Origin of the sequence: Streptococcus suis (assembly GCF_002960625.1) — a bacterium.
Taxonomy (GTDB): Bacteria; Bacillota; Bacilli; order Lactobacillales; family Streptococcaceae; genus Streptococcus; species Streptococcus suis_T.
In genome coordinates, this window is sequence record NZ_POJH01000011.1 from 20,064 (window position 1) to 46,476 (window position 26,413).

The window sequence follows — 26,413 nt, forward strand, 5'->3', positions numbered from 1 at the left end:
GCACTTATATCTTAACTATGAAACAGTCTAAAATGATTATCCCGACTTTGCGGGAGATGCCTTCGGATGCGTCGGTGATTAGCCACGCTTTGATGTTGCGTGCGGGTTATGTCCGTCAGATTTCTGCTGGTATTTACAGCTACTTGCCTTTGGCTAACCGTGTGATTGAAAAAGCAAAAAATATCATGCGTGAGGAGTTTGATAAGATTGATGCCATTGAATTTTTGGCGCCAGCCCTCTTGTCAGCGGACATTTGGCGTGAGTCAGGTCGTTACGAAACATATGGCGACGATCTTTACAAGCTCAAAAACCGCGAAGGTTCTGACTTTATCTTGGGACCAACTCACGAAGAAACGGTGACACTATTGGCGCGTGATGCGGTGCAATCTTACAAACAGTTGCCGCTCAACATCTATCAAATCCAGCCAAAATACCGTGATGAAAAACGCCCGCGTAACGGTCTTCTCCGTGGTCGCGAGTTCATCATGAAAGACGGCTACAGCTTCCATGCTAGCTACGAGAGTCTGGACCAGACCTACGATGACTACAAGGCGGCTTACGAGGCTATTTTTACTCGTGCAGGATTGGAGTTTAAGGCCATTATCGGTGACGGTGGTGCCATGGGTGGTAAGGATAGCCAGGAATTTATGGCCATTACACCAGACCGTACTGACCTGGACCGTTGGGTTGTCTTGGACAAGTCGGTTGCTTCTTTTGAGGAAATCCCAGAGGATGTTCTTGAAGCGATCAAGGCAGAGCTCTTGGCATGGTCTGTGTCTGGTGAAGATACCATCGCCTACTCTAGCGAATCTGGCTACGCTGCCAACCTAGAAATGGCAACTAGCGAGTACAAACCAAGTACAGTAGTTGTAGTTGAAGAAGACTTGGTTAAAGTTGCTACACCAGATGCTAAAACCATCGACGAAGTGGCAGCCTTCTTGAATGTCGCTGAAGAGCAAACCATCAAAACCATGCTCTTTATGGCAGATGGCGAGCCAGTTGTTGCCCTTCTTGTTGGCAATGACCAGGTCAACGATGTTAAGTTGAAAAACCACCTTGGAGCTGATTTCTTTGATGTAGCTAGTCCAACGGATGCAGAAAAAGTCTTCGGTGCAGGCTTTGGTTCTCTTGGCCCAGTCGGCTTGCCAGAAAATATCAAGATTATTGCAGACCGCAAGGTGCAAGATGTGAAAAATGCTGTAGTCGGTGCCAACGAAGACGGTTTCCACTACACAGGTGCCAATGCAGGTCGTGATTTCCAAGTGACGGAGTATGTGGACATTCGCGAAGTCAAGGAAGGCGAGCCTTCTCCAGACGGACACGGGGTTCTCAACTTTGCCCGTGGTATCGAGATTGGTCACATCTTCAAACTCGGTACACGCTATTCAGATAGCATGAATGCCAACATCTTGGATGAGAATGGTCGTTCTATGCCGATTATCATGGGATGCTACGGCATCGGTGTTAGCCGCCTCTTGTCGGCAGTTCTTGAGCAACACGCTCGTCTCTTTGTTAACAAGACACCAAAAGGTGAATACCGTTACGCTTGGGGTATCAACTTCCCTAAAGAATTGGCACCGTTTGATGTGCATTTGATTCCAGTCAATGTCAAAGATGAAGAAGCTATGGCCTTGACTCAGTCTATCGAAGCGAGCTTGGTCGGAGCTGGTTATGAAGTCTTGACAGACGACCGTAATGAGCGTGTCGGTGTTAAATTCTCTGACAGCGACTTGATTGGTTTGCCAATCCGTGTGACCGTTGGTAAAAAAGCAGCGGACGGCATCGTCGAAGTGAAAATCAAGGGAACAGGTGACACAGTTGAAGTCCATGTGGACCAACTTCTTGAAACCCTCCAAATTTTGACTAAGTAAATGAAGACAGTATAAAAGACCTTGTCCAATTCCCTTTGGGCAGGGTCTTTTGGCTAGGAAGTTTCATCTGTATTCCTAGTTGAAAATAAGGTGAGCTAACCAGAGAGCAGATTTAGAATGAAAATAGGCAGTTCTGATAGGGCTGTTTGTCGATAGCAGTATTAGAAAAACTCCCAAATTGGCACGTCAATTTGGGAGTTTTTTTACTATAGTATGGAATGCTAAAAGTTTTCTTACACTAATCCTTGAGCAATCATTGCATCCGCAACTTGCTCGAAGGCTGCAATGTTAGCACCTGCAAGGTAGTCTGTACCAAGGTTGTATTTTTCAGCAGTTTCTTTGGCTGTATTGAAGATGTTGGCCATGATGTCTTTGAGACGGCCGTCTACTTCTTCACGAGTCCATGAAAGACGAAGGCTGTTTTGGCTCATTTCAAGGGCAGATACAGCTACACCACCAGCGTTTGCTGCTTTAGCAAGACCGTAAAGAACGCCATTTTCTTTGTAGACTTTGATAGCGTCAAGGTCTGATGGCATGTTGGCACCTTCAGCCACACAGTAAACGCCGTTTTTCACAAGGGCAGCCGCTTGCTCACCGTTGATTTCGTTTTGAGTAGCACATGGAAGGGCGATGTCAGCCTTGCCAGCGTAGTTCCATACAGAACCTTCGAAGTATTGAGCACTTGCTTTTTCAGCAGCGTACTCTGTCAAACGAGCGCGACGGTTGTTCTTAATATCGCAGAGAAGGTCGAAATCGATACCTGTTTCATCAATGATGTAACCATTTGAATCAGACACAGAGATAACTTTTGCTCCAAGTTCAGTAGCTTTTTGTACTGCAAATTGAGCTACGTTACCAGAACCTGAGATAAGAACAGTTTGGTCTTTGAAGGATTTACCGTTTGCAGCTAACATATTGTCAGTAAAGTAAACCAAGCCGTAACCAGTTGCTTCTGGGCGGATGAGTGAACCACCGAAGCCAAGAGGCTTACCGGTCAAGACACCTGCATCAAACTGGCGAAGGCGTTTGTATTGACCGTACATATAACCAATCTCGCGACCACCAACACCGATGTCACCGGCAGGAACGTCAAGAGAAGGACCAATGTGTTTTTGCAATTCTGTCATAAAGCTTTGGCAGAAACGCATGATTTCAGCATCAGTCTTGCCTTTAGGATCGAAGTCTGAACCACCTTTACCACCGCCGATTGGGAGACCAGTTAAAACGTTTTTGAAGATTTGCTCAAAACCGAGGAACTTCAAGATAGATTGGTTAACAGTTGGGTGGAAGCGAAGACCGCCCTTGTAAGGACCTACTGCTGAGTTGTATTGTACACGGTAGCCACGGTTCACCTGCACTTTACCGTCCTTGTCAGTCCATGGAACACGGAAGCTGATCACACGCTCTGGTTCAACGATACGGGCTAAGATGTTTTCTTCGATGTATTCTGGGTGTGCTTCGATGACAGGTTCAAGCGTATTGAAGAGTTCTTCAACAGCTTGAAGGAACTCAGTTTCATGTGGGTTGCGAGCTTTAACAGCTTCAAATGATTGGGCAATATAAGCTTTTGCATTTGACATAGGGTCACCTGATTTCTTTTTTATTTATTAAATTGTCTGACAATTTAATTTATCTGTTGATTATTATAGCACTTCCAATTTTTCTTGTAAAGTAAAAAATACATTATTCTGAATATTTTTAATAAAAATTTAAGCAAAGGCGAACATTGACAGCAATCCATTGGGTTGGTCAAGAAGATATGGTATAATCAGTCAAACGAAACAATCACTAGGAGGAAATCATGGTTTCAACAGCAACGACACTGGGTGGATTTGCATTTGACAACTGCCTGATGAATGCGGCGGGGGTTTGGTGTATGACCAAGGAAGAATTGAATGCCGTCAAGGATTCAGCGGCAGGGACCTTTGTGACCAAAACAGCAACATTGGACTACCGAGCGGGCAATCCAGAACCCCGTTATCAAAATGTGCCCCTTGGTTCTATCAATTCTATGGGCTTGCCCAATCAGGGGCTCCGTTATTATTTGGACTACCTCTTGGAATTGCAGGAAAGTGAGCCCGAGAGAACATTTGTTCTATCTCTTGTTGGGATGTCGCCAGATGAAACACATGAGATTTTAAAAACGGTAGAGGCAAGTGATTTTAAGGGACTTGTTGAGCTTAATCTCTCCTGTCCAAATGTTCCTGGTAAACCGCAGATTGCCTATGACTTTGAAACGACGGAAACCATCTTGCGAGAGGTATTTAGCTACTTCACCAAACCGCTGGGCATCAAATTGCCACCTTACTTTGATATTGTCCACTTCGATCAGGCAGCCGCTATTTTTAATCAATTTCCTTTAGCCTTTGTCAACTGTGTTAACTCCATTGGCAATGGACTTTATATTGAAGATGAGCAGGTGGTTATCAAGCCTAAAAATGGTTTTGGTGGTATCGGAGGCGAATACATCAAACCGACTGCCTTGGCCAATGTCCATGCCTTTTACCAACGGTTGAAACCTGAAGTTCAGATTGTCGGAACAGGCGGTGTTTTGACAGGGCGCGACGCCTTTGAACACATTCTCTGCGGCGCCAGCATGGTTCAAATTGGCACAACTCTGCAAAAGGAAGGTCTGTCTGCCTTTGAGCGCATTACTGCTGAATTGGAGGCTATTATGGCAGAAAAGGGCTATGAAACCATTGACGATTTCCGTGGAAAGTTACAGTATATTGACTAGGAGGAAGCGGGGGTTTATCCCCGTTTTTCTATAGATTTTTTAGGATAAAAAGCGTATAATAAGGATAAGGAAAGAGGAGGTGAGAAGATGTCACAATCTAGGACATATAGCCGTTCTAAGAGAGTATCCTCAATAAGAAGCCGACAACAATTAGTATTTATTGCTTGTCTAGCACTGTTTTTGTTGGGGCTTATTTTTGTCTTGGAACAATTTACACCTAGCTCGGAAATTCAGTTACAAGAAGAGACTGGTCAAACCCAAGGAGACAAGGGAGTAAGGACTGCTCGCATTATGGCTCACGGAGACCTACTTTACCATTTGCCGATTCTCTGGGGGGCAGAGCAAGTGGATGGAAGCTATGATTTTTCTGAGAATTTCACCTATGTTAAACCCTGGATTGAGCAGGCTGATTTTGCCATTGCAGACTTTGAGGGAACCATTTCTCCGGATATGGAGTTGGCAGGCTATCCGCTCTTTAATGCTCCTAGTATCGTTGCTAGTAACATCCGTGATGCAGGCTATGATGTGGTGGATTTGGCCCACAATCATATCTTGGATTCTCACCTGTCTGGTCTGGTTTCTACAGTTAATACATTCAAGGAAGTTGGTGTAGATACTGTTGGTGTTTATGCGGAAGGAAATCGGTCAACTGCTCCGATCTACATTCGAGAGGTCAATGGTATCCGTATAGCTGTTTTAGCCTATGCTTATGGTTTTAATGGATTGGAAGTCTTACTTAGTCAGGAGGAGTATGATGGCTACCTGTCCGATTTTCATCAAGAAAAAATGCGTGCTGAGATTGAACGGGCAGAGCAAGAGGCTGATATAACCATTGTCATGCCTCAAACTGGAGTGGAGTACCAGTTGGAACCAACAGAGGAGCAGACCACTCTGTATCGTCAAATGATTGATTGGGGGGCTGATATTGTTTTGGGAGGACATCCCCATGTGGTCGAGCCGGCTGAAATTCTTGAGAAAGATGGGCAGAGAAAATTGATTATCTATTCTATGGGCAACTTCCTGTCAAACCAGCGTATCGAAAGCATGGAAGACACACCCAATGCCCAGTGGACAGAACGGGGTGTTTTGATGGATATTACCGTTCAGAAAGAGAATGGGCAGACCAGCATCCAGACAGCCCAAGCTCATCCGACCTGGGTCAATCGCTTGTCCAAGGGGACGTATTCGTCAGAAGGTTATGAACAATTTGCGTATCAAACCTATATCTTGCAAGATTGGGTAGAAGGCGGTCAGTATTATGGGCAGTTGGATCCAGATACCCAGGCGCGTGTGGACACAGCCTATCAAGAAATGAAGGATTTTGTAAATCTAAATTGGTAAGGAGAGAATATGGTAGTTCGATTAGTTGCAACAGATATCGGAGTAAGGAAATTGATACAATAGAATACAGAAAAAGCCTTGGAACTAGCTGTTTCCAAGGCTTTTTAGCTGTCCGTAGATATAGTTTCAATGCTATTAAAGATGATGCATTTTGTTTAGACACCTTTGATTCGTGAATCGTTAAATTGTATGTTACCAAAGACAGACCACGTCGAGTGTGTAGCATTGCTCGTAAAAGTTTAGAAATCTTGGAACGAAAGGGATAATGAAAAGCCTTAATTGCAAGGCTTTTTGTCATATAGGGGGTAAGTATCAGAGTGAGAACACAAGTTGAGTGTTTTGATGTGATAGGATGCCTAATTGCATTTCTAGCTCTTTATTTCTCTTTCTTAGGGCAATGAGCTCACGCTGCTCGTCGGTCAGATTATCAACAGACTTGAAGGAACCGGTTGTTTTGGCTTGTCTTACCCACTTGTCAAAGGTTGAAGGGGTCAAGTTATACTCCTTGATGTATTCACTCCACTTTCTTCCTGCCTTGTGAAGCTCAACAATCTGTTGCTTAAAGTCATCGGTGAAGTGACGGCGAATTCTTCTAGACATATAGTTTTCTCCTGTTTTTCTCAGTATAGAACACTTTATAATTTCTGTCCAGTCTAGTGTAACAGATTCAAGTAATCTTGTTTTTTAGGATTTAGAGTATTTAATCTGCAAAATTTTTATTTAAAGCTTCTTCGAGTTGAAGATACATAAGATCATTATCGTAGATTTTACAAAGGTTCTTTGCGTCTGTGTAATATTCTTTTCTTTTATCTTTAGGGAGAAATTTTTCTCCAGCGTTTGCAACAATCGTTAATAGGGGGGCGAGTTGATAGCTAGTGTGATGTAGTTTGCATAATTCAATCGTTTGCATCGCTATTTTTATAGCAGAGAGTGTTTCTCCCTGTTTCCATAAGTGGTAGGAGTAGTTATACTGAATTTTTATATAACCAAAGAGATAGGTAGAGACGGAAAGATTCTTGTTTTGGTATTCTTTTACTAGTTTTTTGTAATTTGTTTCATATTTGATAATTTGATTAGTTAAAGAGTAAAAGTTGGATAGTGTATTTAAAATATTTAAGTAAGTTATTTCATGATTGTTTACCTTATATAGTAAAGTTTCTAATTGAGAAATAGCTTCTTCTTTTTGATGATAGTTGTAGAAAAGAAGGATTGCATCAATCCATTCAAGATAACAATTATCATCATTTGAAAGCACGGAATTATTATTGCGTTCAAGAATAGTGAGATATTCAAGTTCTTTATAGTCTCTATCTTCTAACAATTTTGTCGCAATTGACTTAAAGGATTCGAGGTTTGAGTGAATAACGATATCTTCATCAAAAAAGTAGTCCATAGAAATTTCTAATCGTTTAGCAAGTTGGTTGAGTAATTTTGAGGAAGGATTCACTAAGCCACGTTCGAACTTGCTAAGTTGACTGGGTTCACAAATTCCCTCAGCTAATTCTTTTTGGGATAGATTTTTTTGTTTTCTTAAAATTTTTAAACGTTCACCTAGTATATTATTCATATGTTCCCTTTTCAATTTCAAGTTTTAGAACTATTATATCTACTTTTTGCTAAAAATGCAAATAGCAAAAATGTCAGATAGTAATTTTTTGAAAATAAAGTTCAAAAAAAACTTGCTGTTTTTTAGGAAAATGATAGAATATATTTAAGAACTAAGAAAGGGTTTTCAATATGATGCGAAAATTAAACTTAATACCAAAGATGGCTCTCGCTTTAATTTTTGTGTTTGGTTTTGTATCTAAAATGCCGAATACTCAAATTATTGATGATGAAACGTTAATTTCTCACTATTCCTACCATTCTAACATTGTAAATTTTGATGTTGTGGATGTAGATATGGCTGATTGAGGCATTTCGATATTTTAATTCTGAATAGTAGAGAAATGAAGAAAATAAACGTTTATACTGACGAGGTTGACCTTTGCTCTAAAGATTAACTCGTGTTATCTCTAAATACGAATGTATGGGTGCTAGGAGGAATATAAAATGCAACATCAAGTAATACAGACATCCAATTTGTCAAAATCGTATGATGGGAGAATTATCCTTGAAAAGATAAATTTTACGCTAAATCAAGGAGAGATTTATGGATTACTAGGAAGAAATGGTGCTGGTAAAACAACTTTTATCAAGGCTATTTTAGGGTTGATAGAGATGGATAGCGGTGAAGTGAGGATTCTATCCGAAAAACTGTCAGGGGAATTTTCTAAGGATTTATTATCTCGAGTTGGTGTGGTACTAGATAGTGCAGCTTTTTATCCCAACTTAACAGGTAAAGAAAATCTTTCTATTTTTGCAAGACTGAGAGGTATTTCTCTAAAACAGGTAGACCAAGCTTTACAAGTTGTTGGGTTAGACGGAGAGGATAGGAAATTATTCAAGCAGTATTCTCTCGGAATGAAGCAACGCTTGGCAATCGCCAATGCGATTATGCACCGCCCGCAAGTTCTGATACTAGATGAACCAACAAATGGTTTGGATCCTATTGGTATCCTTGAAATGCGTCGCTATTTAAAAGAACTTAGTACTGATCAAGGCATTTCTATTTTAATATCCAGTCACATTATCTCAGAGCTTGAAAAACTTGTTGACAGAGTGGGAATATTGCACAATGCTCACTTAATAGCTGAAAAGAGTATGAAAGGACCAGTAAGTGACACAGAGCAAAATAAAGTTCATCTAACCGTTTCTGATGCCCACCAGGCTAAGGAAGTTCTTTGCAAATTCAAACTGAAAGGAGTCGTAAGTATTCTTTCTGATGTAGACCTTGAACTTCAGGGAGGTCCATCTGATTTTGATATTGCAGCTGTTTCTGCTATTTTAAAGGAAAATGGAATAGTCCTAAAAGAATATTTCTATAGAAACCATGAAAGTTTGGAGGATTATTTTGAGCGAATAACTGGAGGTGAGGGAATTGCTTGAGTTAGTAAAAATTGAATTTCTCAAACAAAAGCATCAAAAACTGAATATGGTTGTATATGGTGTGATTGCTCTCTATCTAGCTCTTATCTTTTATTATGTAAATGATGCACGAGGTTTGTTTGACTCTTTTCCATTTGTTTATAAATTTTCCTTGTCTTATTTGAATTTTTTAATTCTCCCCTTGTACTGTGTCTCTTATACTATACAGGCGTTTGGTGTGGAATATCGCTATAATATAATGAACAACTTGCAACTTGCTTCAGCGAATATGATCAAGACCTTTTGGGCTAAGGTATTGTATATAGAAATCAATGCTCTGTTGATTATGATGTTTACCTATGTTTCCGTTTCCTTATTTGCATTACTATCCCGATTTTCTTCAACGGTCACATTGCCTTTATTGCTAAGATTTTTATATCTATGTATTAGTAGCGGTTTGTTGATTCCTGTTGGTGTATTTCCTTTAGTTGCTTTCGTGATGATTAAAGGAAAAGGAAAGGATATCATTGGGAATTTGGTAGGAGTTATCTATGTTTTGGTATCCTTCTTTCTAGCAAGGACAAGCCCAAACATCAGTCCAATTACAAGTGCTACTAGTTTAATCTGGGAAGGAAATAGCGAAGGAGTAGTTCTACAACAGCCGGCTTTCGTATCAAGTATTGTCTTAGGTTTATCTTTATTTGTCTTATCTTTTCTATCCATTAAATTCTGGTTAAGAAAGGCGGAAAATTAAATGTTTATGCTCGAATTAAGCAAGCTACGACGTCGCAAATTCCTATATAGTCTGCCTTTGGTTGTCATTTTTCTCTTTTTGTTGGAATTTGTGATGGGTAATCAGCTGTATCAAGGCCATCGATATGGTAGTGTAAATGGTTGGTATTTGGAAAATGGCTTTTTCTTTTTGAACTATTATTTTCTCCTTCCTTTTTCCAGTATGATTGTAGTGGATTTGATAAGAATAGAGCAAGACTCTAAAACGATTGCGAATCTTAGACTGATTCCAGTGGATTTAAAAAGATTCATTCAATCAAAGTTTATTCTTGCTTTGCTGATGAATCTCTTACTCAGTGAGCTAATCTTTTTTGCAATGCTTGTACTCGAGATGATAGATGGTGAACTTGTTTTTTCTAATATTACTCTGTTATCGTGGGTGATTGGATATGGAGTAGTAGCTTTTGTTTATACACTATTTGCTAATATTATTGTCCTCTTTTTAGGAAAATGTAGGAGGGAACTTATCCTTGCGGTCCCTTTTGCATTCCTACTGTCATTTGCAGGCTTGTTTACCTTGTCAACGGCTTTTGGGCAGTATTATCTGGTAAATTTACCATTGCTCATCATGAAGGAGTTTACACTTTTGACAGTTTTTGTATATGCTATTTGGTTTTTTGTCTTACTGTCCTGTGTCTGCTATTTTTTAGCAGATAGAGGGATGATAAAGATTATTTTCGCTTATAAATGACTGTATTAGCCTAAATTAGGGAATACAGCGTATTTAAATATGTGTTACTGATAAACTCGAGAAATACACTTTACATTCTTCGGTAGCATTAAAAAGCCTCTCTTAATTTTTGGATATTATGTTTCATGTTAACTGTGTGGTATAATAAAAGAAATTATACTAGGATTTTAGATGCAGACCTACTTGTTTTTTGCCCCCCTTGAAAGGGAAAAGGTTAGATTGTATGATAAAGCTGATTGCAACAGATATGGATGGGACTTTCTTAGATGGTCAGGGGAGTTTTGACAGAGAACGTTTTGCATGGATTTTGGATAAGCTAGAGGAGAAAGGCATCCCATTTGTCATCGCCAGTGGCAATGGAATAGGTAGATTACTTCAACTCTTTAAAGGATTTGAAGAACGCTTGATTTTTGTAGCAGATAATGGTTCCCATGTCTATCAAGCTGGCAAAACCATCATTCGGCGAAGCATTCAGCAAGAAGAAATCAGAGCAGTTTTAGACTATTTCAAAGACCGTTGGGCAGAGGTCTGCCTAATGTTGTCAACGGAGAAGGACATTTATATGCAGGTTGGGGCAGGTGTGCCATTTGAAGGGACGAATTTGCCCATTGAACCCGCACAAATGACTGCCTTCCAAAATCGTGTGACCTATCTAGACGACCTCAGTGCCTATCCAGTTTCAGACTCAATACACAAGGTTGGTCTTTGGGTTCCAGAAGCGCGTGTGGATAAGATGACGGAAGCCTTTAATCAGGTTTTTCACGGTCAGTTGGTGGCTGTAACCAGTGGTTATGGGTCCGTTGACATTCTACCGCAGGGTATCCATAAGGCATGGGGCTTGGAACAGGTTTTGAACAGTTTAGATATTGAACCAGATCAGGTTGTAGCATTTGGTGATTCGGATAATGATATCGAATTGTTGTCCTATGTTGGTGTTTCCTATGCCATGGAAAATGCGACAGACAAGGTCAAGGCAGTTGCCAAATACATGGCCCCTAGCCATTTGGAAGCCGGTGTGTTTCAGGTGCTTGAGGAACTTGTTTTATAGTGATAAAGAAAAAGCTAGAACTCTCAGGACAGAGAATTCTAGCTCTTTTAATTTCCTACGCTGGTGAACTTGGTCATACCATAGCGGAAGAGCTTATAATTGATGGAAAATAGGACCACTACCACCAGCGGTAAAGCCAGTCCCCACATGGACAAATCTAGGAAGTAGAGAGCTGGGAAGTAGGCGGTAAAGGCGTAGGGGAAAACAAAAATCAGCAGGATTTGAATGATTTTTGGATAGATGTTGAGGGGATACTGAGCCATTTGATTGAGGGAGAAAATCCCCATGGTCAGAGGGAAAGACTCTACAATCCAAAATGCTAGAGCCGTTGGACCGAGTTGAATGGCTGCATAGAGTAGGCCGATACAAATGGCAATAAAGATTAGTAAGGCTAGTTTTCCAAGACTCCATTCCATGCCTAGCTCATGTGAAGCCTGGACTAGTGCAAGGGAACCGATAATGGTTGTTCCGATTCCTTGTGGTTGAATTCGTTCGCAAATTAGTTGAAAAAGAGGATTGACAGGCATGAGGAGGAGGCGTTCAAATTCGCCTTGTCGGATGTAGCGACTGCCAAACATCCAGAGATTGTCAAAGAAAATCAAGTGAATGGAGCGTCCGACGGTCGCTATTCCATAGATGAAAAGCATTTGACCGTAGTTGAAACCAGCGATTTCCTTGATATTTCCAAAGAGAATATTGAGGAAAATCAGGTAGACAATTTGTTCAATCAACGAGGAGAAAAGCCCGATGAAGAAGTCCACCCGAAAGGACATCTGGGCTATCATGTAGACCTTGATGTTATATAGATAGAGGCTGATATATTTCTTCATGTTAACCTCCAAAAATGACAATACGACGCTTGGCTTGGGACCAGAGTAGAGCGATGAAGCAGGCTAGAATGGGTATCCATATAACTTGCAATCCCAAAGCAGTTATATCGCTTTCCTGTCCTAATAAAATAGAAACTGGAACGTTAACCGCATAATTATAGGGAAGGAGTTTCAAAAAGTTTCCCACAGCCTGTGGATAGAAGCTGAGTGGCAATAGTGCCCCCGAGGCTAGATTGAAAAGTCCCATTCTCAGAAGCATGACTCCCCAGGCGTTGACTGTAAAAAATGCCAAAAAACCAAAAGCCATATCCAGTAGTTGAACGATAAACATACCCAAAATCGAGCTGACTAGAAAGAGAAAAATGGTTTGGCCATCAGGTAGATAAAAATCTTGATGAACCAGTAAGATACCAATAAAAACGATGGCAAATTTTACCAGTTCCAGGAGTTTATTGCCAAGATCCTTGAAAAAGAGGGCTAGGATAAAGGAATAGGGTCTGAGAAATTCCCCCGCGATGCTCCCTTTCAAAATGCTATGGGACAAATCTTCACCAAGTGAGAAAGAATTCAAACTGGCTAGTAGATTGGCAAAGATGATGTAGGTGGTAAAGGTTTGTAGGGTAAAGCCATTGACTTCTGATTGAGTGAAGAAAATGGTTTTCCAGACATAGAGAGCTACCAAAATCTTCACTGCCAGTGAAACGAAGGTAGCCAGAAAGAAAGCCTTATACTGCATAGCATTCATCATGGTCAGGCGGGTCATGTAGAGATATTTACGCATGGATACCCTCCTCATAAATTTGGCGGACCATGGTTTCAATTTCCAATTCCTTCATGGTAACATCTTCAATGGCATAATGATTGAAGACTTGTTCAATCACCTGGGCACTGGTCCATACCTTGCTTTGATAATGGATTTCAAAGTGGAAGTCATCCAACTGCTCAAACTCCCAGCCATCCACTTGCAAGGCTTTTTCAATTGGTTTTTCTGTTGAGAAGAGAATGGTCTTGACTGTGGAAAAGCGTTCTTTGAGGACGGTCAGTGAACCATCGTAGACTTTCTTGCCCTTATCAATGATAAAAATCCGCTCACAGAGGCTTTCGATGTCCTTCATATCATGGGAAGTAATCAAAAAGGTGGTCTGGTATTCTTGATTCATATAGCGGATGAAGGAGCGAATGGTCTCCTTGACGCTGGCATCCAAGCCGATGGTTGGTTCGTCCAAAAAGACAACAGCAGGTTGGTGGATAAAGATAGCCGCAAATTCACAGCGAACCCGTTGGCCAAGTGAAAGATTACGAATGGGTTGTTTCATGATATCTGCCAAGTCCAATAGGTCAATCAAGACAGCCAATCTCTCTTTGAAAATCTTATCTGGGACATCGTAGATTTTTGCGTGAAGGATAAAAGATTCTTGAACAGGCAAGTTCCAGTCCAAGTGAGATTTTTGTCCAAAGAGAACGCCGATTTGCTTATTGACAGCCTTGCGGTTTTCTTGTGGATTAAGACCATTGATGCGGACGGAGCCTTGGTCTGGATAGAGAACACCTGTCAGCATTTTGATGGTGGTCGACTTACCGGAACCATTGGAGCCGATATAGCCGATAATTTCTCCTTTTCTCACCTGTAAGGAAATGTCTTGAACAGCAGGAATGGCCTTTTTCTTGGGCTTGAAAAAGGCCTTGATAGAGCCTTTGAGTCCCACTTCCTTATCGATAATAGAATAGGTTTTTGATAGATGTTCTGCCTGAATCATTTCATTCATCTCCTTTTAAGAAAACGTTTGCACGATATAGCTATTATACCATATTTCTTAAGTTGTGAAGGCAGAAAATAATGTTTACGGTAACATTTTGATTAGAAAATCCGTCATGAATTGAGGTGATTCTTGCTTCCCATTTTTTATCCATACCTGCATGATACCGAAGAAGGCATGTGAAAAATAAATACTCCGGTATTCTTTTTCCTTTTCTGATAATGGTTCTTTGAAATATTCTTTCAAATCCCTTGCAATCAATATGCGGACCTTATGGATTAGAAATTGTTGAATTTCCTGTGTACCATGATGACTGAGCAAGGCAGAAAGGAGTTGTTCTCGATAGAGTAATTGAAAAATTTCTAAAAAAACTTGTGTTCTATTCTGCCCATGACGATCAAAAATGTATTCGAATTGATGAAATAAATCTTTTTGATAGGCCTCAATCAATTCATATTTATCCTTATAATGTGTATAAAAACTAGAACGGCTGATGCCGGCTTGACTTGCCAGGTGTGTGGTTGTAATTTCGTTAAAAGGTTGCGATTCAAGACAAGTAATCATGGCTTCTAAAATTGCCTGACGTGTCCGTTCTTTTCGATTATCTGTTCCCATAATTTCTCCTTTTGAACGTTTTTAGACATAGTGTCTAAAAACGGTTCTTCTAACTTGATTTTGAAAATGATACTTGTATAATGTATTTTATCAGTTTTTGGACAACATGTCTAAAGGAGTTGCTTATGTTACAAAAAGTAAAGAATATTTTCAAAAAACCAATGACTTTGGTTACCATTATTGGTGTTGCCTGTGTCCCAGCCTTATATAACATTAGTTTCCTAACTTCTATGTGGGACCCTTACGGTCGACTAGACCAGCTGCCTGTAGCAGTTGTCAATCAAGACCAGTCGGCGAGCTTTCAAGCTAAAACCCTCACCATTGGTGATGATATGGTGGATAATATGAAAGAGAGCCAAAGTCTGGATTTCCACTTTGTATCAGAAAAGGATGCGGAAAGAGGTTTGGAAGAAGGGGACTACTATATGGTCATCACCCTACCAGAAGATTTATCAGAAAAAGCATCCAGTCTCTTGACGAATCAGTCTGAACCACTAACGATTTCCTATCAAACATCTAAAGGTCACAGCTTTGTTGCTTCTAAGATGGGCGAATCAGCTATGGAGAAATTAAAGACATCTGTTTCAGAGACAATTACTGAAACCTACACGACAGCCGTTTTTGATAGTATGAGAGAAATTCAAAACGGCATGGTTGAGGCAGCAGATGGAAGCCAACAATTAACAAATGGTGCCAGTCAATTGGAATCAGGCAGTCAAACACTCTCAAATGGACTGACTACTTTAACGACTTCGGGTCAAGCACTCGTGACAGGAGCAAATCAATTGGCCACCGGTCTCGTATCTTATACAGATGGAGTCAATCAGGCTGCGATAGGCAGTCAAACACTGTCCAGTGGCTTAACCACCTACACAAATGGGGTAGCTAGTCTTGCTTCAGGTGCGGAGCAATTAAATGCCAATTCCTCTCAGCTCATCGCTGGGGTGGGACAATTGCAATCAGGAGCAAGCCAGGTTGAACAACTGGTAACAGGAGCCAATCAATTGCAGGCAGGCTTGGAGCAACTCGCTAGTTCAACTAGTTTGTCTGCTGAACAGTCTAGTCAGATACAAGCACTCTTGACAGGGCTTCCTCAGTTGCAGGCGGCCATCAACCAATTAAATGCCAGCCTATCCAGTATCGGAGGACTTGCAGTAGATACAAGCAGTTTATCCCATCTCTTGACGGAGATGGGGGCTCAGGCTCAAGGCTTGTTGACAGCAGCCCAAGCTGATAAAACAGCCAGCATTGAAGCCTTGCAAGCAACAGCTACCTATCAAAACTTGACAGCTGATCAGCAAGCTGAATTGGTTGGAGCCCTCCAAAACTCTCCTTCTACAACAGTGACAGCGGCTCAAACGATTTTGGGTCAATTATCTCAACTGAGTCAAGCCTTATCTAGTCTACAAAGTCTTTCTGGCATGGCAACACAAATGAGCCAGCTACAATCAGCTGTCGGTCAGATCAACACGGCTGCCAATCAAGCATTGCCAGGCGCCGCAACAGCCATTGAAAACCTATCAAGTGGCTTGAGTCAGGTCAACACCGCCTTGAACCAACAAGTTCTACCAGGAACTCAAGCCTTAACGAGTGGTGTGAGTCAACTTCAAACGCAATTATCAAATGGAGCAAGTCAGCTCATGTCAGGAGTAACAGCCTATACCGCAGGTGTTGCCCAATTAGCAGAGGGTGGAGCCCAGTTGGTTGTGAATAATAGTAGTATCCAATCAGGAGGTGGCCAGTTAACATCAGGATTGGCAACCTTGGCCTCCAACTCCAATCAGCTTGTCAGTGGTTCAGGACAACTGGCTTCTGGTAGTCAGCAATTGATTTCTGGTGCAGAACAGTTGGCTAGTGGCGGTCAAACCTTGACAAGCGGTATTACTAGCCTCCGCACAGGTAGTGAAACCCTAACGAATTCACTCAGCTCAGCCAGTCAACAACTATCAGTCGTCTCTGTAGAAGATAAAAATGCACAAGCAGTTTCTCAACCAGTCACCTTGGAACACAGTGACCAAGATGATGTGAAGACCAACGGAGTCGGCATGGCTCCTTACATGGTATCAGTCGCACTGATGGTTGCAGCCTTATCAGCGAATGTTATTTTTGTCAAACACATTGATAATCGCTCCTACAAGAATCGTTGGGACTGGGCTAGAGGAAAATTCTTGCTCAATGGTATCATTGCTAGTCTAGCAGCAGTGATTCTGTACGGTGTTCTTCGCTTGATTGGAATCGAACCGGCTCATCCAATGGCAACCTTGGGATTAATCCTCTTAGCTTCTTGGACCTTCATGGCCCTCGTTACAGCTCTGGTGGGCTGGGACAATCGTTTCGGATCCTTCGCAAGTTTAATTCTCTTGTTACTACAGCTTGGCTCAAGCGCAGGTACCTATCCAATTGAACTCAGCCCACGCTTCTTCCAAGTCATTCAGCCCTATCTTCCAATGACCTATTCTGTTTCAGGTCTTCGTCAAACCATTTCTATGGTTGGAAATAGTAGTCATCAAACATGGATGCTTAGTCTCTTCTTGATTGGATTCACGGGATTGGGGCTCTTGATTTATCGACCTACTGAGGAGTAGTTTTTGGGACAATAGCAGAGCAGGTTTCCTGTTCTGCTATTTTTGCATTTTTTTACAAGCAACTATTTACAATGCCAAGAAAAAGGTGTACAATAAAATCAATCAATTCTAAGGAGGTTGAGATGTTAGAAGTTCGTCACTTATGTAAAAGTTACGGGACCAAGGAAGTCTTGCAGGACATTTCATTCACGATTCCATCAGGAACAATCTGTGGTCTAGTAGGGAAAAATGGTGCCGGTAAAACAACCTTTTTCCATTCCTTACTGCGTTTTGTCAGCTACGAGGGAGAGATTATCTTGGATCAGCAGGCTGTCACGCCAGCTTTGTTCCCAAAAATCGGCTACCTGCCAGAAGAGCGGAGCCTCATGCCCAAGTTGACCATTTTTGATCAGGTGCGGTATCTGGCTAGCCTTAAGGGCATGACCAGCAAGGAAGTAGCGGAAAAATTGCCTGTATGGATGGAGCGATTGCAGGTCAAGGGCAAGATGAATGACAAGATAAAGAGTCTATCCAAGGGGAATCAACAGAAAATTCAATTGATTGTTACCTTGATACATCAGCCAAGTTTAATCATTTTAGATGAGCCATTTTCTGGTCTTGATCCTGTTAATACGGATCTCTTGAAACGGGTTATTTTGGAAGAAAAAGAACGCGGAGCGACTCTCATTTTCTCAGATCATGTCATGACCAATGTGGAGGAACTCTGTGACCAACTGCTCATGATTCAAGATGGTCAATTGGTTCTCAATGGGGGCATTCAGGATATCCGCCGTCAATTTGGTCGGACAAGGCTCTTCCTATCATCTGATATCCCGAAAGAACGTTTGGAAGGTCTGCCCCATGTCCTTTCTATTCAGATGACCAATCAAGACAAGTGGCGACTAGTCTTGGATGATGAATCAGCAGGTCAGGAATTGTTCCAGTTGATTAGTGGTGGGCAGTATCTGACCACCTTTGACCAGCAGGCTCCAACTATTGATGAAATCTTTAAAATGAAATCGGGGGTGGCAGAATGAAAGCTTTGTTATTAGTTGCAAAAGAAACCTATCTCCGTCAGGTCAAATCCTGGTCCTTTGTTTTTATGGTCCTATCTCCCTTCCTCTTTCTCGGCTTATCTTTGGGATCAGCCTATCTAACAAGCTCTAGCATGAATGCTGGGTCGGAAAAAATTGGTCTCGTAAGTGAGGACTTTATGGCCCACATGGCCTTTGCCACCCTCGATTTAGACCTGGTTCTTGTGACAGAAGAAGAAGCCAAGCAACAGCTTTCAGAAGAAGAGTTGGCAGGCTATATCAAGGTCGCAGTTGTGGACCAGCAATACCAGGCGACCTATCATGGAAAAGAGGTCCCTTCTCAATCCGTTCAGCAAACCTTCCAGTCTATTCTAGAGAGCTTGCAGCAGCAACTTAATGAAGCAAATGCTCAACTGACACCAACTCAGCTTGAAGTTCTAGCCATCCAGCCTTCCTATGTGGAGGAAGTTGGTGACCAAGAGGGGCTGGAAAAAATTGGGCAGATGATTACCTTCTTTGGCTTGATTTTCCTCATGTACATCATGACTATTGTTTATGCTTCTACAACTGCCCAGGAAGTAGCCAGTGAAAAGGGAACGAAAATCATGGAAGTAATTTTCTCTAGTGTTCCAGCCTGGACCTATTTCTATGGTCGCATCTTTGGCATCTTCCTCGTCATTGCGACCCATTTGGGTGTCTATCTTGTAGGTGGCATCTTGGCCTATCACCTAGCAGGACAATTGGAATTGACCAAGGAAATCTTTGAGTCAAACCAGGTCTTGGTGCAAGCTGTTTTAGACAACTTGGACTGGACCATGATTCTCTTTGCTATTTTCGGCCTGCTCCTAGGAGTAACCCTGGCTTCCTTGTGTGGCTCTCTTGTGGTGAGGCCAGAAGATGTCAACAAGGCTGTTCAACCTGTTATTTATCCTATTATCATCGGCTTTTTAGGGGCCATGACCTTTGGGCAACAAGCCCAAGAACATATGGTGGTGAAAATCGGATCCTACATCCCATTTTTATCCTCCTTCTTTATGCCGATTCGCCAGATAAATGGCTGGGCAAGTAGCTGGGAGACCTGGCTATCTTTCTTCATTCTCGCAGCGACCACGATTGGCGCAATCGTCTTTATAGGTAAATCCTATGCAGGCTTGATTTTACAGACCGATGATATCGGCTTTTGGAGAAGCTTGAAAAAAGGCTTAACGAGTAAGTAAGTCTGCCTACAATAGATAGAACGAAAAGACCAACTTAGGATTCCTAAGTTGGTCTTTGTTAGCTGTTCGGTCATTTATTTTGGATCACGGAGGTTGATAGTCGCGTTGGTTGCTTCAACGGTTAATTTGTTTTTACTTTCTTTTTTCTCAACCGTCAGACTAAAACCATCTTCTGTTTCCTTGACCTCTAGTTTTTCATACTGGTCTCTTGTAAAGATACCAATGTCTTTCAACTGACTTTCGTCAATCAGACTTGATTCGCTTTGGGCAGTTTCCCACTCTTCATCTGACTCGTAGTAGTAGCCCATAAATTCGCCTAGACTTCTCACGTCAAGCTTATTTTGAATCTGGAGGTTGATGTCTGCTAATGATTGGTCAGTCAGATCGATATTGGTCACGGTATAAGCTCGGTCTTCGTGTGGGAGGAATTTATTGTCTCCTAGGAGAGTTCCTTCAATCAAATCCAGTTGACCATAGTTTTCAACAGAAACATTTTCGAGCTGGGTCTGATAGAAATGGATATTGTCACCTTGTGCAGAGATAGTGGTATTTTTAATCGTTGATTTACTGATATTTGTATAGTAACTACTTACAGTACCTGATTCCAATTGGACATTGTTGAGATAGAGCATCCCGCCTTGCTCGACGGTCATTTCCTTGATATGGACATTTTCGATGTAGAGACTATCGTAGTAGCGATTATAGGCATTGTTACTGATGAGTCTGTCCAGCTGCTTACCTGTTGGAACCTCAATGGTAACTGAGTAGATGTCGATGGCGTCATCGGCTAATCTTTCCCCGAGAACCTGCATGATACCTTGAATGGACAGTTGGGGATTTTTGGAGCTAAGGGCCAGAGTGCCGTTTTTCTCGGTAACTTCAACTGTGTTGTGGGTGTTATTTTTTGAGTTGGCATAGGACACATGGAAGAGTCCGTCGGTTGATTCCTTGATTGTAACTGAATGCGGAAGATCTCTAATCTGGATTTCTGATAGGGAAGTATAGGATGTTTGAACCTGATTCGGCTTTGCAATTTCTTCCAGGCGGTTGAGACCACCAGAGAAAAATCCGATTCCGACCAGAATCAAGCCAGCAATCAAGCTGACAAAGCCCGTGATGAGGGCGATAGTAAGTTTCTTTTTCATGCTCGTTTACCTCGTTTCAAGATCCATTGGAAGAAGGTTTTGACCAATCGCCATGCCCAATAGGAGAAAAATCCGGTCAAAAGGTAGAGTAGGATGGCCGCACCAAGCAGAGATAAGCCAGCGCCAAAACCCATGATGAAGACATTGAATCCTTTTGAAAGCAAGGTAAATCCTTCCCAAATCAAGGAACCACCAGTAACCATCAAGCCGACTCCCAAGCCAAATGCACCAATGATGAAGGCGACAATTAATAATACCAAGCCCAACAAGGCCCCGATCAGCAAGAGAAGAAGAGGGATGGTAATCGGAAGAGTAATCAGAGCAAGACTGGCCAACCAAACTGTTTTCCGTGTATGTTTCAATTGCTCTAAGTTTTTACCGATGTAAAAAGCTGCGCTGATAGTGACCAGGAAGATTCCCATGATTCCAAGCAGTGGTTCAACAAAGAGGAAGAAAGCAGAGATGAGAAGGGCAGCGCTCAACAAAGCCAAAGTGAGCAAGAAGCGCTTGTCCTGAGGACTGGTCACATCTTCTGTTGGAGCTGTATCTTCTAGTTGACGGTTGAGCATGTTGTTAATCAGCTCACTAGCAGCTTCCTTTGGTGAGCCTAGCTCTTCGATAATGTCGGCTTCCCGTTCTGGACCAGCCTCGTCAAAGTATTCTTCAAAAAAGTTTTTGGCTTCCAAGTATTCCTTGTGGGGCAACTTTTTCAAATGTTTTTCAAGTTGCTCCATGTACTCAGTTCTTGTCATGGCGGACGCTCCCTTCTATAATACCGTTGATGGTTGTTGTGTAGGTATCCCAATCATCTTTGAGCCGAACCAGTTCTTCATGGCCCAGCTGGGTCAGGCTGTAATACTTGCGCATGCGGCCTTGGTATTCTTGGGAGTAGGTGGTCAAAAAGTCATTTTGCTCTAGCTTTTTCAGGATAGGATAGAGGGCTGACTCCTTGATATTGGCAATCAGTTTGATGGTCTGACAGATTTCGTATCCGTAGGAATCATCGGATTCCAAAATAGCCATAATAAGAAATTCTGTCAGCACTGCGGGGACTGGAAAATGCATAGGACACTCCTTTCTTTGGTAGTTGGGTGATTAGGTTTGGATTTGGTATATATTTGTTATTTGTTATATATCAAATCTTGGTATATAACAAATATACACCTAAACAAATATTTTGTCAAGAATATTTGTGCAAAAATTACCAAAAAAAATACGGCTGGAAGTCCAACCGTACTCATTCGGATTAGTCGATGTAAAGTTTTGATTTGTTGCTGAGCCAGCTATAGAGCAGACCGATTAGAAGTCCACCACCGACATAGTTTCCAAGACCTGAGAAGAGGAAGTTCACAAGGACACTGGCCACAGACATACCTTCTACAGCTCCGCCATTTGCAAAGAAGGCAAGAGAGAAGGTAGAGAAGTTAGCGATCACGTGCTCAAAGCCAAGGAAGGCAAAGATGAAGATGATGAAAATCAAGGAAATAACACGTCCAGCATCATCCTTCATACGCATAGAGATGAAGACTGCGATGTTTACAACGATGTTAGCGAAGATCCCTTCGATAAATTGTGTCAATGGTGTTTTCATCAATTTTGCAGTGGTGGCTTGGATTAGGTAGCTATGCTCATCCAAATGTCCAACTTGGTAAGGCTGGGTGTAGGAGAGCAAGAAGCAGACGATAACCGCGCCGACAAAGTTGAAGAAAATACAGGTTGCCAAGATTTTCAATGCAGTCTTAGTAGGGATGACCTTGCGGTGAATAGCTGATGTCATATACATCATGTTTGATGTGCCGAGCTCAGCATTCATATACAAAATCATGACCAAGCACCAGCCGAACATAAGACCGTAACCGAATTTACCCAAACCATCTACGATGTGGTTGAGTTTGTCAGCCACATAGGCTGAGATGGCCAAACCGATTGCCAAATAAACGCTGGCCATTGCGGCACGGATGGCATAGGCAAAGTAGTTGCTTTCGATCAAGTCGGCTTTTTTCTTGATACTCTTGTCGATATTATAAATCAGCGAATCTGGTTGTGCTGCCATAATAATCCCCTTTGTATTTTAAAACGTATTTGAGAATGTTCTCACAATAGAAGAGTATAACAGAAAACCGCTAAAAAAGTAAGTGTTTTTCAGTAAAAAACAAAAGTAACCGTTATCAATTGACAGATGACCTTCATTTGTCTGAAAATCATGATATGTAGAAAGAATGGATATGAATATTTTATGTGAAAGCTAAGTTATCTGCTCTGCTATTTTCCTGAAAACTATGCTACAATAAAGCTAGAAAAAATCGGAAATGAGGCTAGAATATGTCAGATGTTATTGCTTTTGGCTATGGAAGCAGTCGAGCGGAGATGCAGCTCAAGCGGCTCAATCGTCATGGAATCATCGCAGGTGCGACAGGTACAGGGAAGACAGTGACCTTAAAGGTCTTGGCAGAGAAGTTGAGTGATGCGGGAATCCCTGTCTTTCTGTCGGATATCAAGGGTGATTTGAATAGTTTGGTTGCGGCCAATACCAAGGAGATTGATCCTAGTCGTCTAGAGAAGACTCACTATCATGATTATAGTCCAGTTGGCTATCCAGTTGAGTTGTGGGATGTCTTGGGGGAAAATGGGACTCCTGTCCGCATGACCATTTCAGAGCTGGGGCCTGTCTTACTGACACGTTTGTTGGGCTTGAATGACACTCAAGAATCTATACTGAATATCGTATTTAGTGTAGCAGATGAGCGTGGGCTGCTCTTGATTGACCTCATGGACCTGCGGGCTATGCTCAATTTTGTGGCTGAAAATGCGGCAGAGCTGAGCCAGTATTATGGAAATATTCCAGCTCGTTCGGTCGGTGCTATCTTGCGTAGTCTGGTTGTTTTGGAGCAACAAGGTGGTAAGATTTTCTTCGGTGAGCCAAGTCTGGAAATTGCTGATTTGATGCGGACTGCAGAAGATGGCCGTGGGGTTATCAACGTTCTCCAAGCTACTCAGCTATTTAATCAACCAACATTATATTCAACGGTTCTTCTTAGCCTTTTGTCTGAGCTTTATGAAGTCTTGCCCGAGGTGGGTGATTTGGACAAGCCTAAGATTGTCTTCTTCTTTGATGAGGCCCATGTTCTCTTCAAAGATACACCGAAAGTTCTTCTTGAAAAGATTGAATTGATTGTCCGTTTGATTCGTTCAAAAGGTGTAGGTGTCTTCTTTGTAACGCAGAATCCGACGGATATTCCTGATAGCGTGGCAGCCCAGTTGGGCAACCGCATCCAACATGGTCTTCGCGCCTTTACACCAAAAGAGCTCAAGACAGTCGCGACTGTTGCCGAAACCTTCCGACAAGAAGGTGATGAGGATTTGGCCAAGGTCATTCAGGAATTGCAGGTAGGTGAAGCGGTTGTGTCTACTCTGCAAGCTGACGGGACACCAAGCTTTGCGGATCGAGTATTGATTTATCCTCCAAAGAGTATGCTGGGAACGGTGGAGCCAAGCGCCCTCTTGTCAGTTATCAATAATTCTCCTTTGATGGAAAAATATGCTGACGCGGTCAATCGTGAGTCAGCCCATGAGCAGATTTTAGCCATGACAGAGGCTAAAGAAGCCGAACTCATCAAAAAAGCAGAGCAGGCCGAGGCGGAAAAACAGGCAGAAAAAGAAGCTAAGGCAGCCGCAAAAATGGAAGAGAAATCCCAGAAAGAAGCAACTAAAGCTGCGCAAAAAGCCAGTCAGCCAGCCAGTCGCAAAACAGATTCCATGATGGATCGTTTTACCAAGAACCTGATGAGTCAGGTCGGACGGGAAGTTGGGCGCGTGGTAACTCGTGGTATTATGGGCATGTTAAAAGGAAAATAAACGATTAAACTGGGAAGGAAACTTCTCAGTTTTTTATCTAGACAAAGTTCTTGCCAGATACCACAAAATTCGTTAAAATAAACGCAAATCACTAGTTAGTAAGGAGTTGCCATGACTGATCAATTGCAGGCATTATTGAAAGACTATCAGCCCCAGCCATTAGGTGAAAAACGTTCTTATGCAGTCTTCTTACCCTTAGTCTGGTCAGACAATCAGTGGCAAGTTCTATATGAAATTCGGAGCGAATCCATTTCTCAACCGGGTGAGGTCTCCTTTCCTGGCGGCGGAATTGATGAAGGGGAGACAGCAGAAGAAGCTGCCGTTCGCGAGGTCGTCGAAGAATTGGATATTCAAGCTGAACAAGTGGAATTGCTAGGTGAAATTGATTATCTCGTTTTCGGTCGCTCGACGATTCGCTGTTTTGTCGGACGACTTCATCTGGACTGGAAGACCCTTCAACCCAATGATGAAGTGGCTCGATTCTTTACAGTTCCACTAGAAACCTTGCTGAAAACGGCCCCTGTCTATTATCAACTGGATTCACAGATTGTCCCAGATTGTGACTTTCCCTTTGAACGTTTGAGAGGTGGGGTTGACTATCCTTTCAGTCATCACAAACGCTTCGTTCCCTTTTATGAAAATCTACCAGAAAATATCTGGGGAATGACCGCCCAGTTTACCCATCGATTTGTGGAGATAGTGAACGGAAGTCGATGAGCTTGACTTTGTCATCTATTTGTTTTTGAATGAAAAAGTGTAGAGAAAAATGTATAGATTGTATGGCTTTATTCAGATGGTTTGATAAAAATTTGACTATTTCATTAGAACAACTGTTTTTCTTTCAAAACCAGTCACACCAAGCAAAAAGCACCTGAAATCATTGGTTTCAAGTGCTTTTTCAATTTAATTATTTCACCTCAGTGAAGGTTAAATATTATCTTATCCCAGTTGTTGAAAATCCTTTTATAATAAGGATTTTCGAAAAATTGTGACGATCATTTTTGTAAAAGGTAGTGACAAGGGTAGTGATGTAATTAAGCTGTCAGTTCTTTCATTTTTTGAGTAAAGATGTTCACAGCGTTTTGAATTTTTTTAGGAGCTAGTTCAGCGTAAGTATCCATTGTTGTAGATATTGATTTGTGCCCTAAACGTGTCTGTAATTCCTTCCAATTTGCTCCTGCATTCAACATCAATGAAGCATGTGTATGCCGAAAGAGATGAAATCCATACTTAGGTAAGTTGATTGATTCTAATCTTTTTTCTAAAGTTGTACGCTCGTTCCTATCACACATATAATTCCCGTAGATGGTTGGAAAAATTAACGAACTTTCTGGTAGCCCTTTCTTGGTGAAATATGCGTTCATTTCCAGATGAAATTCTCGGAGCTCCTCAAGAACCTGTCTAGGGACGGAGACATTCCGATTGCTAGCATCAGTTTTCGGTGTTTGCTTACAGACAACCTCACCTTTAATCCCTAATTTTTTATTCCTAGCCTTCCACATTAATGTTTTATTGACTTGAATCTCATTTGTATCAAACAGTAAATCATCAATATCAAGAGCAAGTAGTTCATTAATTCGTAAGGCAGATGCTAGTAATGTGTTACAAATCGTTTTAAAACGGCGATTAGCACGTGTATTTTGAAGACTATTAAGGAATTGTAACCATTTTGCTAAATCTTCATCATGCAATACCATCACACGTTTTTTATGAGCTTTAGGTTTTGGAGGAATTTTAACTACTTTAGCAGGATTAGTCGTCAAGATTTCCAATGTAATCCCGTAGTCGAATATATCACTCAATTATTTTATTGATACTAAGATGGATGGTTGAGGTAATCCATCTTTGAATACAAATTGGATATGTATGAAGTCCATTAATAGTTGAAAAATGGTCTAAATTTATAAAGTCCATGTTTGCCCAATAAATGGAAAATATAGAACTCCATT

Annotated in this window: 22 protein-coding genes and 2 pseudogenes; 12 read left to right on the top strand and 12 right to left on the bottom strand. The window is 41.7% G+C overall.

The genetic code is table 11. From position 1 onward, the window contains the following. Window positions 1-17: 17 nt before the first annotated feature. On the top strand, window positions 18-1,871 hold the full coding sequence (locus tag C1G49_RS00830) for a proline--tRNA ligase (protein WP_105124258.1): 1,854 nt from the start codon (window positions 18-20) through the stop codon (window positions 1,869-1,871). Between the two features lie 233 nt (window positions 1,872-2,104). Here the strand turns inward: C1G49_RS00830 and gdhA are convergent, their stop codons facing one another. Then, window positions 2,105-3,451, bottom strand: a complete 1,347-nt coding sequence (gene gdhA, locus C1G49_RS00835; protein ID WP_105124259.1) for an NADP-specific glutamate dehydrogenase — start codon at window positions 3,449-3,451, stop codon at window positions 2,105-2,107. Window positions 3,452-3,672: 221 nt separating this feature from the next. Here gdhA and C1G49_RS00840 point away from each other — a divergent pair, with 221 nt between their 5' ends. Then, window positions 3,673-4,608 carry a dihydroorotate oxidase gene (locus tag C1G49_RS00840; RefSeq protein ID WP_105124260.1) on the top strand — a complete coding sequence of 312 codons (936 nt, stop codon included), beginning with the start codon at window positions 3,673-3,675 and terminating at the stop codon, window positions 4,606-4,608. A gap of 87 nt (window positions 4,609-4,695) precedes the next feature. Next, window positions 4,696-5,949: a CapA family protein gene (locus tag C1G49_RS00845; protein ID WP_105114354.1), complete on the top strand. Its 1,254-nt coding sequence runs from the start codon at window positions 4,696-4,698 to the stop codon at window positions 5,947-5,949. Between the two features lie 348 nt (window positions 5,950-6,297). On the opposite strand, the pseudogene C1G49_RS00850 reads toward C1G49_RS00845, so the two are convergent. Continuing rightward, window positions 6,298-6,549: pseudogene (locus C1G49_RS00850) on the bottom strand (transposase); the annotation flags it as partial. 100 nt (window positions 6,550-6,649) lie between these two features. Next, the gene (locus C1G49_RS00855) at window positions 6,650-7,516 is read right to left on the bottom strand and encodes a helix-turn-helix domain-containing protein (RefSeq protein ID WP_105124261.1); all 867 of its coding nucleotides are present in this window, start codon (window positions 7,514-7,516) and stop codon (window positions 6,650-6,652) included. Between the two features lie 485 nt (window positions 7,517-8,001). Here C1G49_RS00855 and C1G49_RS00860 point away from each other — a divergent pair, with 485 nt between their 5' ends. The 4 genes from C1G49_RS00860 to C1G49_RS00875 all read left to right on the top strand — a co-directional run bounded on the left by C1G49_RS00860 (window position 8,002) and on the right by C1G49_RS00875 (window position 11,447). Then, a complete protein-coding gene (locus C1G49_RS00860) occupies window positions 8,002-8,937 on the top strand; it encodes an ABC transporter ATP-binding protein (protein WP_105124262.1) in 936 nt (311 codons plus the stop codon). Beyond that, on the top strand, window positions 8,930-9,670 hold the full coding sequence (locus C1G49_RS00865; RefSeq protein ID WP_105124263.1) for an ABC transporter permease: 741 nt from the start codon (window positions 8,930-8,932) through the stop codon (window positions 9,668-9,670). Before C1G49_RS00860 ends, C1G49_RS00865 begins: the two co-directional genes overlap by 8 nt. Window positions 9,671-9,676: 6 nt before the next feature. Next, complete coding sequence (locus C1G49_RS00870) at window positions 9,677-10,399, top strand: ABC transporter permease (protein WP_238595821.1); 723 nt, start codon at window positions 9,677-9,679, stop codon at window positions 10,397-10,399. A gap of 223 nt (window positions 10,400-10,622) precedes the next feature. After that, window positions 10,623-11,447, top strand: a complete 825-nt coding sequence (locus C1G49_RS00875; RefSeq protein ID WP_105124265.1) for a Cof-type HAD-IIB family hydrolase — start codon at window positions 10,623-10,625, stop codon at window positions 11,445-11,447. Between the two features lie 47 nt (window positions 11,448-11,494). Here C1G49_RS00875 and C1G49_RS00880 read toward each other — a convergent pair whose 3' ends face one another. From C1G49_RS00880 to C1G49_RS00895, 4 genes are all read right to left on the bottom strand, one after another. Continuing rightward, window positions 11,495-12,277: an ABC transporter permease gene (locus C1G49_RS00880; RefSeq protein WP_105124266.1), complete on the bottom strand. Its 783-nt coding sequence runs from the start codon at window positions 12,275-12,277 to the stop codon at window positions 11,495-11,497. A 1-nt stretch (window position 12,278) separates the two neighbouring features. Then, complete coding sequence (locus C1G49_RS00885; RefSeq protein WP_105124267.1) at window positions 12,279-13,058, bottom strand: ABC transporter permease; 780 nt, start codon at window positions 13,056-13,058, stop codon at window positions 12,279-12,281. Beyond that, complete coding sequence (locus C1G49_RS00890; RefSeq protein WP_105124268.1) at window positions 13,051-14,034, bottom strand: ABC transporter ATP-binding protein; 984 nt, start codon at window positions 14,032-14,034, stop codon at window positions 13,051-13,053. The genes C1G49_RS00885 and C1G49_RS00890 overlap by 8 nt, the downstream gene beginning before the upstream one ends. A gap of 84 nt (window positions 14,035-14,118) precedes the next feature. Continuing rightward, window positions 14,119-14,649 (bottom strand): TetR/AcrR family transcriptional regulator, encoded by a 531-nt coding sequence (locus tag C1G49_RS00895; protein ID WP_105112879.1) that lies wholly within the window; start codon window positions 14,647-14,649, stop codon window positions 14,119-14,121. A 125-nt stretch (window positions 14,650-14,774) separates the two neighbouring features. Here C1G49_RS00895 and C1G49_RS00900 point away from each other — a divergent pair, with 125 nt between their 5' ends. The 3 genes from C1G49_RS00900 (at window position 14,775) to C1G49_RS00910 (ending at window position 19,464) form a co-directional block, all read left to right on the top strand. Beyond that, window positions 14,775-17,234 carry a YhgE/Pip domain-containing protein gene (locus C1G49_RS00900; protein WP_105124269.1) on the top strand — a complete coding sequence of 820 codons (2,460 nt, stop codon included), beginning with the start codon at window positions 14,775-14,777 and terminating at the stop codon, window positions 17,232-17,234. A 122-nt stretch (window positions 17,235-17,356) separates the two neighbouring features. Beyond that, entirely contained in the window at window positions 17,357-18,250 is an 894-nt protein-coding gene (locus tag C1G49_RS00905; RefSeq protein WP_105124270.1) for an ABC transporter ATP-binding protein, read from the top strand. Then, window positions 18,247-19,464 (top strand): ABC transporter permease, encoded by a 1,218-nt coding sequence (locus tag C1G49_RS00910; protein ID WP_105124271.1) that lies wholly within the window; start codon window positions 18,247-18,249, stop codon window positions 19,462-19,464. The genes C1G49_RS00905 and C1G49_RS00910 overlap by 4 nt, the downstream gene beginning before the upstream one ends. 74 nt (window positions 19,465-19,538) lie before the next feature. On the opposite strand, the gene C1G49_RS00915 is transcribed toward C1G49_RS00910, so the two are convergent. From C1G49_RS00915 to C1G49_RS00930, 4 genes are all read right to left on the bottom strand, one after another. Next, window positions 19,539-20,609 (bottom strand): DUF4097 family beta strand repeat-containing protein, encoded by a 1,071-nt coding sequence (locus C1G49_RS00915; protein WP_105124272.1) that lies wholly within the window; start codon window positions 20,607-20,609, stop codon window positions 19,539-19,541. Further along, entirely contained in the window at window positions 20,606-21,361 is a 756-nt protein-coding gene (locus tag C1G49_RS00920) for a DUF1700 domain-containing protein (protein ID WP_105124273.1), read from the bottom strand. The genes C1G49_RS00915 and C1G49_RS00920 overlap by 4 nt, the downstream gene beginning before the upstream one ends. After that, the gene (locus C1G49_RS00925) at window positions 21,348-21,674 is read right to left on the bottom strand and encodes a PadR family transcriptional regulator (protein WP_105108268.1); all 327 of its coding nucleotides are present in this window, start codon (window positions 21,672-21,674) and stop codon (window positions 21,348-21,350) included. The genes C1G49_RS00920 and C1G49_RS00925 overlap by 14 nt, the downstream gene beginning before the upstream one ends. Window positions 21,675-21,855: 181 nt before the next feature. Then, the gene (locus tag C1G49_RS00930) at window positions 21,856-22,662 is read right to left on the bottom strand and encodes a formate/nitrite transporter family protein (RefSeq protein ID WP_105124274.1); all 807 of its coding nucleotides are present in this window, start codon (window positions 22,660-22,662) and stop codon (window positions 21,856-21,858) included. Between the two features lie 269 nt (window positions 22,663-22,931). On the opposite strand from C1G49_RS00930, the gene C1G49_RS00935 reads away from it, so the two are divergent. After that, window positions 22,932-24,464 carry a helicase HerA-like domain-containing protein gene (locus tag C1G49_RS00935; RefSeq protein ID WP_105124275.1) on the top strand — a complete coding sequence of 511 codons (1,533 nt, stop codon included), beginning with the start codon at window positions 22,932-22,934 and terminating at the stop codon, window positions 24,462-24,464. A 111-nt stretch (window positions 24,465-24,575) separates the two neighbouring features. Beyond that, entirely contained in the window at window positions 24,576-25,181 is a 606-nt protein-coding gene (locus tag C1G49_RS00940; protein WP_105124276.1) for an NUDIX hydrolase, read from the top strand. A 317-nt stretch (window positions 25,182-25,498) separates the two neighbouring features. Here the strand turns inward: C1G49_RS00940 and C1G49_RS00945 are convergent. Then, window positions 25,499-26,266, bottom strand: a pseudogene (locus C1G49_RS00945) (tyrosine-type recombinase/integrase); the annotation flags it as partial. Window positions 26,267-26,413 lie beyond the last annotated feature (147 nt).

Coding starts and splice junctions, on each gene's coding strand:
- C1G49_RS00840 (WP_105124260.1), top strand. CDS start 3,673: ATGGTTTCAACAGCAACGACACTGGGTGGATTTGCATTTGACAACTGC.
- C1G49_RS00875 (WP_105124265.1), top strand. CDS start 10,623: ATGATAAAGCTGATTGCAACAGATATGGATGGGACTTTCTTAGATGGT.
- C1G49_RS00895 (WP_105112879.1), bottom strand. CDS start 14,649: ATGGGAACAGATAATCGAAAAGAACGGACACGTCAGGCAATTTTAGAA.
- C1G49_RS00880 (WP_105124266.1), bottom strand. CDS start 12,277: ATGAAGAAATATATCAGCCTCTATCTATATAACATCAAGGTCTACATG.
- C1G49_RS00910 (WP_105124271.1), top strand. CDS start 18,247: ATGAAAGCTTTGTTATTAGTTGCAAAAGAAACCTATCTCCGTCAGGTC.
- C1G49_RS00935 (WP_105124275.1), top strand. CDS start 22,932: ATGTCAGATGTTATTGCTTTTGGCTATGGAAGCAGTCGAGCGGAGATG.
- gdhA (WP_105124259.1), bottom strand. CDS start 3,451: ATGTCAAATGCAAAAGCTTATATTGCCCAATCATTTGAAGCTGTTAAA.
- C1G49_RS00940 (WP_105124276.1), top strand. CDS start 24,576: ATGACTGATCAATTGCAGGCATTATTGAAAGACTATCAGCCCCAGCCA.
- C1G49_RS00905 (WP_105124270.1), top strand. CDS start 17,357: ATGTTAGAAGTTCGTCACTTATGTAAAAGTTACGGGACCAAGGAAGTC.
- C1G49_RS00845 (WP_105114354.1), top strand. CDS start 4,696: ATGTCACAATCTAGGACATATAGCCGTTCTAAGAGAGTATCCTCAATA.
- C1G49_RS00885 (WP_105124267.1), bottom strand. CDS start 13,058: ATGCGTAAATATCTCTACATGACCCGCCTGACCATGATGAATGCTATG.
- C1G49_RS00915 (WP_105124272.1), bottom strand. CDS start 20,609: ATGAAAAAGAAACTTACTATCGCCCTCATCACGGGCTTTGTCAGCTTG.
- C1G49_RS00930 (WP_105124274.1), bottom strand. CDS start 22,662: ATGGCAGCACAACCAGATTCGCTGATTTATAATATCGACAAGAGTATC.
- C1G49_RS00860 (WP_105124262.1), top strand. CDS start 8,002: ATGCAACATCAAGTAATACAGACATCCAATTTGTCAAAATCGTATGAT.
- C1G49_RS00900 (WP_105124269.1), top strand. CDS start 14,775: ATGTTACAAAAAGTAAAGAATATTTTCAAAAAACCAATGACTTTGGTT.
- C1G49_RS00855 (WP_105124261.1), bottom strand. CDS start 7,516: ATGAATAATATACTAGGTGAACGTTTAAAAATTTTAAGAAAACAAAAA.
- C1G49_RS00830 (WP_105124258.1), top strand. CDS start 18: ATGAAACAGTCTAAAATGATTATCCCGACTTTGCGGGAGATGCCTTCG.
- C1G49_RS00890 (WP_105124268.1), bottom strand. CDS start 14,034: ATGATTCAGGCAGAACATCTATCAAAAACCTATTCTATTATCGATAAG.
- C1G49_RS00925 (WP_105108268.1), bottom strand. CDS start 21,674: ATGCATTTTCCAGTCCCCGCAGTGCTGACAGAATTTCTTATTATGGCT.
- C1G49_RS00870 (WP_238595821.1), top strand. CDS start 9,677: ATGCTCGAATTAAGCAAGCTACGACGTCGCAAATTCCTATATAGTCTG.
- C1G49_RS00920 (WP_105124273.1), bottom strand. CDS start 21,361: ATGACAAGAACTGAGTACATGGAGCAACTTGAAAAACATTTGAAAAAG.